Origin of the sequence: uncultured Campylobacter sp. (genome assembly GCF_938018145.1) — a bacterium.
Taxonomy (GTDB): Bacteria; Campylobacterota; Campylobacteria; order Campylobacterales; family Campylobacteraceae; genus Campylobacter_A.
Genome location: NZ_CALIII010000336.1, coordinates 1 through 12781, shown reverse-complemented (window position 1 = coordinate 12781; position 12781 = coordinate 1). Strand labels below are relative to the sequence as shown.

At 43.1% G+C, this 12781-nt stretch carries 12 protein-coding genes and 1 tRNA gene; 4 read left to right on the top strand and 9 right to left on the bottom strand.

Annotated elements, in window-relative coordinates:
• Positions 1 to 174: 174 nt before the first annotated feature.
• From Q0338_RS07800 to Q0338_RS07790, 3 genes are all read right to left on the bottom strand, one after another.
• Positions 175 to 261 (bottom strand) — tRNA-Leu (locus Q0338_RS07800).
• Between the two features lie 90 nt (positions 262 to 351).
• Positions 352 to 654, bottom strand: a complete 303-nt coding sequence (locus Q0338_RS07795) for an HU family DNA-binding protein (protein ID WP_002950674.1) — start codon at positions 652 to 654, stop codon at positions 352 to 354.
• Between the two features lie 120 nt (positions 655 to 774).
• Positions 775 to 1512: a YaaA family protein gene (locus Q0338_RS07790; RefSeq protein WP_298086259.1), complete on the bottom strand. Its 738-nt coding sequence runs from the start codon at positions 1510 to 1512 to the stop codon at positions 775 to 777.
• A 126-nt stretch (positions 1513 to 1638) separates the two neighbouring features.
• Between Q0338_RS07790 and Q0338_RS07785 the strand changes: the two genes are divergently transcribed.
• The 4 genes from Q0338_RS07785 (at position 1639) to Q0338_RS07770 (ending at position 7233) form a co-directional block, all read left to right on the top strand.
• Positions 1639 to 3888: a flagellin gene (locus tag Q0338_RS07785; RefSeq protein ID WP_298086258.1), complete on the top strand. Its 2250-nt coding sequence runs from the start codon at positions 1639 to 1641 to the stop codon at positions 3886 to 3888.
• Between the two features lie 177 nt (positions 3889 to 4065).
• On the top strand, positions 4066 to 6168 hold the full coding sequence (locus tag Q0338_RS07780) for a DNA translocase FtsK (protein WP_298086257.1): 2103 nt from the start codon (positions 4066 to 4068) through the stop codon (positions 6166 to 6168).
• 289 nt (positions 6169 to 6457) lie between these two features.
• Complete coding sequence (locus Q0338_RS07775; protein WP_298086256.1) at positions 6458 to 7054, top strand: hypothetical protein; 597 nt, start codon at positions 6458 to 6460, stop codon at positions 7052 to 7054.
• Positions 7055 to 7071: 17 nt separating this feature from the next.
• Positions 7072 to 7233, top strand: a complete 162-nt coding sequence (locus Q0338_RS07770; protein ID WP_298086255.1) for a hypothetical protein — start codon at positions 7072 to 7074, stop codon at positions 7231 to 7233.
• Between the two features lie 33 nt (positions 7234 to 7266).
• Here Q0338_RS07770 and Q0338_RS07765 read toward each other — a convergent pair whose 3' ends face one another.
• The 6 genes from Q0338_RS07765 to Q0338_RS07740 all read right to left on the bottom strand — a co-directional run.
• The gene (locus tag Q0338_RS07765) at positions 7267 to 8211 is read right to left on the bottom strand and encodes a DUF3137 domain-containing protein (protein WP_298086254.1); all 945 of its coding nucleotides are present in this window, start codon (positions 8209 to 8211) and stop codon (positions 7267 to 7269) included.
• The gene (gene truA / locus Q0338_RS07760) at positions 8208 to 9218 is read right to left on the bottom strand and encodes a tRNA pseudouridine(38-40) synthase TruA (RefSeq protein WP_298086253.1); all 1011 of its coding nucleotides are present in this window, start codon (positions 9216 to 9218) and stop codon (positions 8208 to 8210) included. Before truA ends, Q0338_RS07765 begins: the two co-directional genes overlap by 4 nt.
• Complete coding sequence (locus Q0338_RS07755) at positions 9219 to 10244, bottom strand: LptF/LptG family permease (protein ID WP_298086252.1); 1026 nt, start codon at positions 10242 to 10244, stop codon at positions 9219 to 9221.
• Positions 10237 to 11058 (bottom strand): A24 family peptidase, encoded by an 822-nt coding sequence (locus Q0338_RS07750; protein ID WP_298086251.1) that lies wholly within the window; start codon positions 11056 to 11058, stop codon positions 10237 to 10239. The genes Q0338_RS07755 and Q0338_RS07750 overlap by 8 nt, the downstream gene beginning before the upstream one ends.
• A gap of 341 nt (positions 11059 to 11399) precedes the next feature.
• Positions 11400 to 12101, bottom strand: a complete 702-nt coding sequence (gene uppS, locus Q0338_RS07745; protein ID WP_298086250.1) for a polyprenyl diphosphate synthase — start codon at positions 12099 to 12101, stop codon at positions 11400 to 11402.
• Between the two features lies 1 nt (position 12102).
• Positions 12103 to 12781: hypothetical protein (locus tag Q0338_RS07740; protein ID WP_298086249.1), on the bottom strand; the 679-nt coding region annotated here is incomplete at its 5' end.

The following is a 12781-nucleotide window of genomic DNA, read 5'->3' as shown; positions in this document are numbered from 1 at the left end:
ATTATAAGATGTTGACTAGCTATACAAATCTATACAAAATAACCGTAAAAAGAGGTATTTTCACCCAATGCGATAATTATCGGATTAGATGTATTGACATTACCTTTTTTATTTGTTATATGCGTCTATTAGGGAATTTAGTCAGGCTTTTTAAACTTGAGGTTTCGGGGTAAATGGTGCCCGAGGTCGGACTCGAACCGACACAAGGTTGCCCTTACCAGATTTTGAGTCTGGCGCGTCTACCGGTTTCACCACTCGGGCTAATAAAGAGTTGAGATTTTACCTTGAAAGATATAAAAAAGAGATTAAAAAAGCATGAAAGCTCAAATTTGAGCTTTCATGAAAGGGGGATTATTTCTTTTTGCCTTTTTTGCCCGCACCGGCTACTACGGCTTCTTTTAGTTTTTTGCCCACTTTAAATTTAACGGCTTTGCTAGCAGGAACGTCGATAACTTTTTTAGTTCCAGGTACTCTTGCTTTTCTAGCTGCTCTATCGGCTGTACCGAATGTACCAAAACCTATAAAGCTAACGCTATCTCCTGCAACTAGTGCGTTTTGGATTACTTCTAGTGCCGCGTCAACGACTTTTAGAGAATCTTTTTTAGAAAGACCAGCCTTTTCGGCAACAGCTTGAATAAAATCAGCTTTTTTCATTGAACCATCCTTAATAAGAAGTGATATGCGGGCATTTTACAACGTTTTTATAAAAAATACAATAGTTTTTAGCCGAAAATTTAACGAATTTCACGCAAATTTGACAAAAAATAGCGAATTTTAGACTATTTGCACCAAAAACTCGCTTTTTAGCCCCGTTTTTTTGATATCTATGAGGCGCAAATTTTCTATATCCATTTTGCAAAGTTCGCCGAAATTTTTCACCTGGTTTTTGGCAACCTGCCTCAAAACTATCCCGCGATAAGCTTTGGCGTAGTGGCTGACGACTTTGCCGTTTTTTAGAAATTTAAATGTCGCAAACGGTTTTTGTATGCGGTAAAATTTTTCGTAAAACTCAGCCCTAAGGTCCAAAATATCATCATCCCCTAGCCATCTATCTATCTCGTCGCTAAAATTTTGCCTATAAAATTCCTCCAAATTTAGCCCGTTTATGCGCTCGCCTTGCTTTAGTTTGTATTCAGGCAGCATGTCTGCCGCTGTCACGGGGCCGAATAAATTTGAAAAAATCAGCGTGTTTTTATCTATAAACTCCTGCGCCGCGTTATCAAGGCTGCGGTAGTCAAGGTGCTTGTAGGCTACTCCGTCATATCGCAGGATTGCTTTTACCGCGCCTTTTTTAAAAAGGCTTTCGCGCAAACTAGGCTCATCGGTCAAATTTTTAACGCCGAAAAGTTTTGAGATTTTTTCAACGGTAGCCGTTTGCAAAAAATCATCGTAAATTTTTAAAATTTCGCACCGCTTTTCATATAAATTTTGAAAAATAAAGTCGTTTCTATCTATAAATTTGTTTGGACTTACGGCGGTTTTGGCTTCGCTCGGCGAAAAAAGTATTTTCATTGATGCTCCTTAAATTTGGCAAAATCATATCTAAAACTAAATAAATTTTGAAATTTGACGATATAGCGAGTGGAACTTTATTTGCTTATAAGAGCTTGATTAAATTTAAGGAAAAACTCAATGAGAATGACGAATCAGTTGATGAAATTTATGAACAACTACGACTATCAGACTAATATGAAAGCGCTTTACAAGCTAAATAACCAAATGTCAACCGGTCTAAAAATCCAAAATTCTTTCGAGGACAGCAGCGTCTATAACGACGGCATGAGGCTTGATTATGAGGTTGCGACGCTTGAGCAGGTGCAAACGGCGACGTCGAAAGCGCAGCACTTTTCAAAAAATACAGATAAGGCTTTGGGCGAATTTAAGCAGCAGCTTGAGACTTTTAAAACAAAGCTGGTTCAAGGCGCTAATGAAATCCACTCCAAAACCTCTCGCGAAGCTATCGCAAACGACCTTCAGGGTATCAAAAATCACCTAGTAAATATCGCAAATACCTCGATCAACGGGCAGTTTTTATTTTCTGGAAGCGCGATAAATACAAAACCTGTAAACGGCGATACAAATGAGTATTTCGGCAATGCGCAAACTATGAAAGCTGTAGGCGGAGCTCAGGTAAATTTGACCTACAACCAAAACGGGCAGGAGCTGTTTTTGGGTAAGGACGGCGATTATAATAAAAAAGTCACCTCCAACACAATGCTAAAAGTGCAAAATTTAGACGACAGAAACAAGACCGTTTATATCGATAGCGAACACAAAATGCGCGACCTGATCGGCTTTAAATATGTAAAAGACGAAAAAACTCTAACCAATCAAGATTTTACCGGAACCGGCGTTAGGCAGTTTCAGGATACGACGTTTTTCTTGCAGGGCAAAAAGCCAAACGGTACGAGCTTTACGAGTAAATTTAAGATGACGTCGGACGCTTCGATAAACGACTTGCTAGAAAAAATCGGCACCGAATACGGCAACACTCCGACCAATAAAGTCGTCGAAGTAACGATAAATAACCAGGGTCAAATCAACGTAAAAGACCTAAGCAAGGGCAATCAGGTTATTGATTTTCACATGATAGCGGCGACGAAAAAGGTGGCAAACGCTGGCGCTCTAGCTGGCGGTATAGCTGGAGCCTCAAGTGCCTTTGATACGGTAGATAGCCTAACTAGCGGCGCAAACTCACTCGAAGCCATGGTGCGAGCAAACCCCGACGACTATGAAATCACGGAATTTGTTAAAAGCAAATACGAAGACCTAGGCGGAGCCGTTACAAATGCCTACGACTACGACAAGATAAACTTTAAGCAAGAGGGTAGAAATCTAATAGGCACAGTATCGCAAGTAGAGCGCGGTAGCGGTAAATTTGCCGACGATAACACTACGCTAAGCCAAGTTGTCGGCGCAAAGAATTTATATGACAAAGAAAGAGATAAATATAACATAAACGGCCAAGAGCTACAAATGCAAATAAAATCAAAAAGCGGATCTACCTATGATGTGCTCATTAAATTTGGCGCGCCTACGCCTCCGGCTACATCGGGAAATGCCACGGTTAATATAGCGCAAGTAACTGATAACAACGGTAATCCAATCGCACCCGTAACTCATTATAACGGACCGGTTTGGGATAGCTTTTATAACGATACGACTAATCCACCAACCACCGAGGGCAGAGAAACACAGTCAAAAGATATGACCTTTAGGCAGTTAAACGATATCATCGGTATGGTCGCTAGCGATAGTATGCCCGCCGGTAATACATTTAACGACTATAAACAAGCCATCGCAAATTCGCAAGGCAGCGTCGAGGCAAACATGGATCACCGCGGCCGAATAAAAGTAACCGACAAACAAAATGCCGTCACGCCGATAAAAGTCGGTATTTACGATAATAGAAATGTCGATAAATTTGCGGGCGATAGCACCGGCACAACGCCTGCAACCAAGCAAGGAGACGGCTCGCTGTGGAGCTTTTCGGCAAACAACGGCGTCGAGATAGATAGCCCGAGCGTGGATATTTTTGATGATCTAGATAGGATGATAGAGGCTGTTAGGAGCGGTCAGTACCGCGCCGATAGCGAGGGTGAACATCCGCGAAACTCAGGTATCCAAGGCGCTATCGAGAGGCTAGATCATATCGCCGATCACGTGAGCAAAATCCACACCAAAGTGGGCGCTCAAAGCGCGGCGCTAGCGGATACCAACACTCGCGCCAGTATCATGGAAGTAAACGTAAAAACCGTCAAGGCCGATATCATAAACGCCGACTACGGCGAGACCTATATGAATCTCATGCAAAAAATGATGTCGTATCAGGCGATGTTGCAGTCCGTGGCGAAGATAAATCAGCTCTCGTTATTAAACTATATGTAAAAACTCGCTATAATCTACCGTTTTATTAAAGTTTCGTTATCAAAGCGGGCGGAGCGCAAAGGGGGTCAAATTTGATAAATTTGGCTCAAATTTAGCTCTCCCGCAAATTTAAATTTACTCAATTTAAAAGGACGCGCCATTTTAAGAGAATCGGTTTTAGTAGTAGTCGTTTGCTTTTTGATTTTTTTTGGGATCGCTACCATCGCACCCGCGGCAAATTTCGTCGGCAGCTTCGGCAACGCGATCGGGCTTTGGAACTTCAAGTTTTTCGGCTTTATCGCTTATGTTTATCCTTTTGTTTTTATATTTTTTGCGTATTATATTTACAAATACTTTAACGACTTTAACGCCGAATTTGCCCAGACCGCGCTTGGAGCGGCGCTGCTATTTTTGGCGTTTTTGATGTTTCAATCAGGCGCAGACGCTAACTACGGCGGACTGGTTGCAAACACCGTGAACGAGGCGCTAAAAGACGTCGCCGGCGTGATAGGCATGTGGGTATTTATCTTGATGCTTTTTGTGCTTAGCTTTGGTCTCATCGCGCAGGATAACATCATAGCTATCCTAAAAAAGGCTTTCGTCGAGCCCAGTGCCAATGAGGATAAATTTGAAAATATGAGCGAGTTTAAACCAAAATCGCAAAAAAAACCTAGACAAATCAAAAAGCCTAAAGCTCAAAGCGAGTCAAATTTGAGCGAGGAAAACGGCGAAGAGCTAGAGGACGAAGACAGCCAAGACGACGAATACGAAGCGCAAGATGAGGTCGAGTTAAATTTAGAAGAAAAAAGTACGGTCACGATAAATGGCGTCGAGATCCTAAACGAAGTCGCCGAAAATAAAAAACTACTCGAACAAATGGAAAAAGGCAAGGTCGAAAAGCCTAAGGATTTTGCGTTGCCGCCGCTTAAATTTTTAGCCGATCCGCCTAAAAGATCAAACAGCGTAAACGAAGCCGAGATCGATCAAAAGATCTCCGATCTGCTCGATAAACTGCGCAAATTTAAAATAGACGGCGACGTCGTGCGCACCTACACGGGGCCGATCGTTACGACGTTTGAGTTTCGTCAGGCGCCGCATATCAAAGTGAGTAAAATTTTAACCCTGCAAGACGACCTCGCGATGGCTCTGCGCGCTCAGACTATCCGCATCCAGGCGCCGATCCCCGGCAAAGACGTCGTAGGTATCGAAGTGCCTAATAAAAACATCGAAACCGTCTATCTAAAGGAAATTTTAGATAGCGAAGTTTTTAAAAACTCGAGCAGTCCGCTAACTATCGCGCTAGGCAAGGATATCGTCGGCGCGCCTTTTGTCACCGATCTTAAAAAACTTCCACACCTGCTAATCGCTGGCACGACGGGATCCGGCAAGAGCGTGGGCATAAACGCGATGCTTCTAAGCTTACTATATCGCAACAGCCCGCAGACGCTTCGCCTGATGATGATAGATCCTAAGATGCTCGAGTTTAGTATCTATAACGACATCCCGCACCTGCTCACGCCCGTCATCACGCAGGCTAAGCAGGCCATCACCGCGCTATCAAATATGGTCGCCGAGATGGAGCGCCGCAACCAGATCATGAGCCGCACGCGCACCAAAAACATCGAAAGCTACAACGAAAAAATGAAAGAAGAGGGCGGCGAGCAGTTCCCGTACATCGTCGTGATCATCGACGAGCTAGCCGATCTCATGATGACTAGCGGCAAGGACGTGGAGCTATACATCGGGCGTCTAGCGCAGATGGCCAGAGCTAGCGGCATACATCTCATCGTAGCTACCCAGCGCCCGAGCGTGGATGTCGTGACGGGGCTAATCAAGGCAAATTTACCTAGCCGTATCAGCTACCGCGTCGGTCAGCGCATCGACAGCAAGGTGATCCTGGATCAAATGGGCGCGGAGAGTCTGCTAGGACGCGGCGATATGCTATTTACTCCTCCGGGAAGTCCCGGCGTCATCAGACTGCATGCGCCCTTTGCTAGCGAAAAAGAGATCGACACGATAGTAAATTTCCTAAAAGCGCAGCAAGAGGTGGTCTACGACGAGAGATTTCTAGCCGAGGATGGCGCTAGCGGAGGTGCGGGCTCCGGCGCCGTAGCGGGCGAGCTAGACGAGCTCTACGAAGAGGCCAAAGAGATCGTGCTAAGCGAGCAAAAAACCTCGATCAGCTATCTACAACGCCGCCTAAAAATCGGCTACAACCGCGCAGCTACGATCATCGAACAGATGGAGCAAATGGGCGTGCTAAGCCCGATGAACGCAAAAGGGCAGAGGGATATTTTGTAAATTTGCCCGCACAAAGAAGACTAAAATTTGCGAAAAGACGTCAAAATCTTAGCCATAACTTTTATGGTTATTTTGTCTATAGTTGCGTCCGTGACGGCTTTTGTGTATCTTAAAAATTAATGCCAAAGAATTGGGTAAAATAAAAATCCACGTCGTATTTCATATCAAAGGATGTAAAAAGGTAAATTTATTAAACTAAATTCTGTTTGTTTAGAGTAAATTTAATAAATTTAGTATCAACGATACCAAACAAAATTGAGTTTACCAATGAATTTTTAAAGGGTTGAATTTGGAAAAACTAAAAGAAAATTCACAAATCGATATTGAAAATCTAAAATTCCAAAATGATGAAAATTTAGAAAAAGAGCTTTTAGAAAAATATAATATTAAGCTTGATAGTGATGAAAGCGTGTTTTATAAATTTACTTGTCACTCTAAATTTTGGCTTTTTGTTGAGTTTTTATCTTGTTTAATTGTCGGTATTGGTTGTTGTATAGCTATTGTTACCGAAACGATATTTTATAAAATTTGTTGTTCATTATTGTTGATTTATATTTTATTCAGTGTGTTGCCACGCACTATAAAAAATTTTATAAATACAGGGTTTTACATAACGGATAAAAAATTGATTGCTTTTAACGGCGAAAGTTTTTTGTTGGAAAGTTTATATTTTAAAGATTGTGGTCATAAACGCGGATATTATGGTATTGATTTGTATGAAAATTCGACATTTATTTTATGTGTATATGATACAACCAATGGATTTGACAATTTGCTTGCATTGCTACACAAATTAACTAGTAACGATATTATTTTGCAGTTTAAAACAAATAATGATAAACGAATTTCAATAGAAAAAACAAAATTAAAATTAATAAACAACTAATTTTAAAGGAGCAAAAAATGGTAGGCATAAATTTAGCAGTCAAGAATAACGACTCTAATTATACTGAAGAAAGATTTCTTGCAGATAAAAACTTCTTAAAATTTAATGCAACTGGTGGATTAATAGAGAAATTTGATATTAAAGAAATTGCGAAAAATTGGATTTATCTACCATATTGATAGGCAGACAAAACTTTACACTGCTGCACAAAATCATTTATAAACGTCAAGGCTCAAATTTAACTCGTCTATGACGCGTAATAGCCGCAGGATCTCGTCTTTTATGGCTTGTGCATCAGAAAGGCTTAGCGGCGGGTCAAAGAGCGAACTTTCAAAACGGTTTTTTGCGCCGTTTAAAAAGAGATAAAATTTATCGTCCATAAACGCCGCGCTTAGCGATACGGCACTGTCAAAACCCTGCTTAACCTCGCGTAGGCGTTGCATAAAACCGGGGCTTAAAAGATAGCGCGCTTCTATTTTGTCGTCGGTAAATACGCGAAATTCGTTGTTGAACTCCGTATCGTCCAGTATCTCTTTTTCGCCAGATATTTTCGTATTTAGCACCTTCTTGTCGGCTAGTATCGTTTGTCCTTTGAAATTTTTATAAAACTCGCAGACTAGTACTGTACCGTTAAAGTCCATGTATTCGTCGTATATGGCTTTGCTTACTCTCAAAAGCGCCAGATAAGGGTTTTTTGAGCCGTTTGAGTCATATGTTTTTTCTACTTTTATAGCCTCGCTTAATTGAAATTTGACATTAGCGTAAGTACCGCTTATTTGGTCTTCGCCGTAAAAATTTACGCGCCTGTATATTCCGCTTTTATAAAATTCGTTTGCGGTGATACCTTTTTGAGGCTCGTATGTAAAATTGCTATCTATATCGGCAATTACCGTGCTAACAAAAACATTTTTGTAGAAGCTTCTATACTCTTCCAGCGTTTTTTCTACTTTTGGAATCCTCGGCGTGACGTATATTGGGATGACTGCAAATAAAAGAAAGAATATTTCAAAGCGTCGCTCCATAATAATAAAAATTAGTATTGGTGCGACAAATGTCGTTATAGTCATAAATGTAGCGTATTTTTTGACTATTTTTTTACACTCATTTTGCTTTTGCGTTACGGCGGCGATAGCTTCTTCGATTTTTAGATTTCTCATTCGTAAAAAACTCGGTTTAGATAAAGGCCGTTTGGAGGCGCGGGGATACGCGTGAGCGGCTTTTGCTCGTAGATAGCTCGGCGTAAAAGCTCTTTTGCTTTGAGAAAATTTGCATCGCGGCAATCGCTTGAGTTTTTATTGCCGATTTTTGCGCGATTTTTTTCGGTATCTATACTTGTAGCTTTGTTCAAATTTGAGTTTTTGGCGTCAAATTTTGAGGCGATGGAGTTCGCATACTCGGCGGTAAAATTTGCGCTTTCGTCGCTTGTAGTTAAGATTTTTTCGCGGCTGCTTTGGTTTAAATTTGTCCTGCTGTCCAAATTTGTCGTCTGCGCACGCTCAAATTTAAACTCCTGCGCGTCTATTTCTTTAAATTTGCCGTTTTTTGCAAGCTCGAGCGCCTTAAGGACGCTAGCGACCATGAGGCGAACCTGGGCGCGCAAAAAGCCGTTTGCTTTAAAAACGATGATTGTTCGCTCGCCGCGCTCGTAGCAAAACGCTTTTTTGACGCGCCGCACTGGGCTTTTGACGTCGCTGCCAAGCTTCATAAACGCGCTAAAATCATGCTCTCCGACAAAAAGCGCAAGCAGCTCGTTTGCTAAATTTAGGTCAAATTTGGGTAAAAAAGTCTCGTAAGGCGACAAAAAAGGCGAAAACTCGCCGTGATTAATCGCGTATCGATATGCACGCGCGGTGGCGTCGTAGCGCGGATGAAAGTCGTCTTTAACGCGGCTTATAAATTTGACGTGAACGGCCGGGTGGGCGTGGCGGTTGATGAGAGCTTTTAGACGTGCAAAGTCCTTAAAATACTCGCCGCACTCCACGCAGGCGACTTGATTGTTTGCGTGCACACCCTTGTCTGTGCGCGAGCTGGAGATTATCTTGCTAAAAATGCCCACGTGCGCTAGAGCCGCACCCAGAGCGTCCTCGACGCCGTTTTCGTGCGGCTGGGTCTGCGAGCCCTGAAATTTCGACCCGTCGTAGCTAAAAACGAGTTTAAGCCGCACTTAGTATCTTTTTAAAATTTTAGCCCTAAAGCTAAAAATCGAGGCGATAAAAAATAGCAAAAATATCGCCGCAATCGCGATAAAAACGCGCGAGCTAAAGAGCATAATGAGCGTAAAATACCCGAATAGCACGCCAAATATCCCAAAATACACAAAGCCCTTTTCGTAGCGGTAGGTTACGATACCAAGACTCAAAGCAAAAAGCGTCGTCGCTAGCGGAAAAAGCGCGATGAGAACGTAGGTTGCGAAGTCTTTGGCGCGCTTTTTGTCCTCGCTCATCGCCTGCCAATACTGCACAAACGACTTCGTCTGCGCGACGCTGTCCTCTTGGACGGTGCTGATTTTCATCGTGCCAAAGTCCGTTTTGTGCCATGAGGCGTCTCTGATATCGTAAATTTTGCCGTCTGATAGCGTAAACTCAAGCACGGCGTTGTTGTTGGTTAGGCGAGCGTTTTTAGCAAGGACGAATCGGTGCGCGCCTTCTTTTGGCGAATAAAGCGTCACGCCCTCGTAAAGAGTGCCGTTTTCGTCATTTTTTTCATTTTGGATAAAGACCATCCAGTCGGAAAATTTTTGCCCAAATTCGGTTGTTTTTAAATTTAGCTTGGCGACGGTTTTTTTGTACGAGACGAAATTTGAGTTTAGCTCTGCGGCCGTAGGGATCAGCACTATCGCGGTGACGATTAAAAAGGCCGAAACCGCGCCGCTAACGATGAGGAAAAATTTAGCGATCTTAACTGGCGAATATCCGAGCGTAAAAAGCACGATGCTCTCGTTTTCGCGCGAAAGTCTGAAAAACATGAGCGCAAGCGATGCGAAAAACGCGATAGGAACGGTAAAAAGCAGTACTCTAGGCAGCATAAACATATAAAGTTTAAAAAGCTCTATAAAGGTAATCTCGATGTATGACGTGATACGCGCGATCTGGATGAAAAACACGATCGACATGATGAGAAAAAGCGTCGCAAACAGCGATGCGAACGTACCTAGAAAGTTTGAAAAAAGATAGCGCGCCGTCCTATCCATAAATCAGCCCTAAGATGTAGATAAACTGCTCCTTAAACGCATAAACGATGAGCGTAGCAAGGCTCAAAAACGGCACGAAAGGCAGCTCGTATCCGCGTTTTCGCACGATGACGTAGGCTGGCAGCGTCAGTAGCGCCGAGACGTAGATCGCCATGAGGCCGAGCTTTATACCCAAAATCGCGCCCATAACGCCCGCTATAAAGATGTCTGCAGAGCCCATAGCTTCACGCTTGAGAGCCAGGCTAACGACCGCGCGCAGCAGCCAAAAGGCAAACATAAAAATCGCAGCGTTTATAAACGAATCAAATGCAAATAAAAGCCCATCCGAGTCAAAAGAGGCGGGGAGGTTAAAGCCGTAAAGTAGCGAAAATGCGACGCTGGCAAAAAGCAGAGGATCCGGAACAGCCTTGTAACGAAAATCGATCAGGCTAAGCGCTAGTAGTAAGATAAAGCAGATGCCAAGCATCGCCGCCTTAAAAATCGCGGCGTAAAAGCCGTCTGCAAACATCTCTAGCTTGCTCGTTTCATAAAAATACGCAAGCACGCAAAGCAGGCCGCTAGCAAGCTCAACCAAGGGATACTGAAAGCTGATTTTTTCGCCGCAAAACGCGCACTTGCCGCGCAAAAACAGCCACGCAAAAATCGGGATGTTATGATACGGTTTTAGCGGAGTTTTGCAGCTTTGGCAGTGCGAGGCGGGGAAATTTATGCTCTCGCCGCGCGGCATGCGGTAGATCAGGACGTTGCTAAAGCTGCCGACTACGGCGCCCAAGATAAAAAATAATAAAATAAAAAATACAACGGCGAAAATCATAACTCTCCTAATTTAATTTATAATGCATTTGGCTGCTTGCGGTTGTTTTGGGCTAGCGGCGACGTTTTTAAGCAATGTTTTCGCAAATTTGCCGCGCTGTTTTAAACTAAAATTTGACTCGTTATTTGCGCCGCAAAAAGCATAAAACACAAAATTTAAAGGCGATTTTAGCGAAATATTGCCTTGAATGATTTTAAATTTAAAGATTTCGGTTCAAAATTTATGCAAAACGGCGTTGCGGCAAGGCTTTTATTTGTCAAATTTAAAGGCGCTTTTTCGGCGAGCAAATCAAATAAAACGACGTAAATTTAAAAGACGGCGGTAGCTAAAATCGCTAAATTTTAAAGTCCGCCAAACCTTCTATCTTTTTTCTTAAACTTAGCCGTTATCTGGGCTAGCTCCTCGCGCGTGAAATCTGGCCAAAGCGTGGGCGTAAAGGCAAACTCGGCGTAGCTAGCTTGCCAAAGCATGAAATTTGACAGTCTCTGCTCGCCGCCAGTGCGCACGAGAAGGTCGATGGGTGCGGGCTCATCGAGGCACTCTTGCAAGCTATCTTCGCTCAAATTTTGAGCTAATTTTTCGGAGTCAAATTCGCCGCCGTTTTTTTCGCAAAATCTCCTAAAAGCTCTTAAAATTTCATCTTTTGCGCCGTAATTTAGGGCTAAATTTAGCTTTAACCGCGAGTTTTGTGCAGTTGCGTTTTTGATCTCCTCGATCTCGTTTTTTAGCTTATCGCTTAGCGGGTTTTCGTCGCCGATAACGTTAAATTTGATGCCGTTTTTGATAAAACTCTCGCGTTTTGAGAGCAAAAATTTATGCAAAAGCTCCATCAAAAACGCCACTTCGCTCTTTGGGCGCTTCCAGTTTTCGGTGCTAAATGCATAAAGGCTCAGCACCGCCACGCCCTCGTCGATGCAAAACTCGCACATCTGCTCCACGACGTTTGCGCCAGTTTCGTGCCCTTTGGTGCGTAGCAAACCGCGGCGTTTGGCCCATCTGCCGTTGCCGTCCATGATGATGGCGAGGTGATTTAGCTCGTTCATTTTAGCCCTTAAAATCAATTATTTTGCCGCTTGGATCAAAGAAAGCGGCGATGTTTTGAGTCGTTTGCGCTTCGCAGCTAAACTCGTCTCGCAAGAGCCTAGCGACCTTATCAAACGGCGTTTGTGCACTAAGTATTTGCCCGCCTTTTAGCGTAAAAATAATCGGAGCGAAATTTGAAAAAACAAGGTAAATTTGACTCGTTTTAGCTCCGTCAAATTTCATCTGAAAAACGCCTTTTGCGCCGTTGTAAACAAACGAAATATTGATGATATTTTTTTGCAGCGCAAGCAGCATTTGAGTTAGATTTTCAAACGATTCCCGCGAGTCTGCCGTGCTAAGGCCGTTAAATATATATTCATAAAACCAGCTTAAATCTGACTCGCTTATCAGTCTTTCTATGAGTGCCAGTCCGTCAGGCGCGGCGTAGGCTAAACTCGGCTTTTTAAAGAGATTTCTTATCACGATATTTTCGGTGCCGCTTGCGATCTCGCCCCAGTATTCGCCGTCCACGTCGAGGCTTTTCATGCTTTTCGTGCTTAGGATTTTGTTGCCCATTTTGAGATTGTATCGATTGTAGCCCGTCTTTTGCGCGACTTTGATACTTATGGGCAGGCTCGCATTTAGAGCCGTGCCTGCACCGCCGCTTGCGATTTTTTGCACTCGTGAGACGGGATTTATC

Coding starts and splice junctions, on each gene's coding strand:
- Q0338_RS07795 (WP_002950674.1), bottom strand. CDS start 654: ATGAAAAAAGCTGATTTTATTCAAGCTGTTGCCGAAAAGGCTGGTCTT.
- Q0338_RS07790 (WP_298086259.1), bottom strand. CDS start 1,512: ATGAAAATACTTTTTTCGCCGAGCGAAGCCAAAACCGCCGTAAGTCCA.
- Q0338_RS07785 (WP_298086258.1), top strand. CDS start 1,639: ATGACGAATCAGTTGATGAAATTTATGAACAACTACGACTATCAGACT.
- Q0338_RS07770 (WP_298086255.1), top strand. CDS start 7,072: ATGGTAGGCATAAATTTAGCAGTCAAGAATAACGACTCTAATTATACT.
- Q0338_RS07765 (WP_298086254.1), bottom strand. CDS start 8,211: ATGAGAAATCTAAAAATCGAAGAAGCTATCGCCGCCGTAACGCAAAAG.
- Q0338_RS07755 (WP_298086252.1), bottom strand. CDS start 10,244: ATGGATAGGACGGCGCGCTATCTTTTTTCAAACTTTCTAGGTACGTTC.
- Q0338_RS07750 (WP_298086251.1), bottom strand. CDS start 11,058: ATGATTTTCGCCGTTGTATTTTTTATTTTATTATTTTTTATCTTGGGC.
- uppS (WP_298086250.1), bottom strand. CDS start 12,101: ATGAACGAGCTAAATCACCTCGCCATCATCATGGACGGCAACGGCAGA.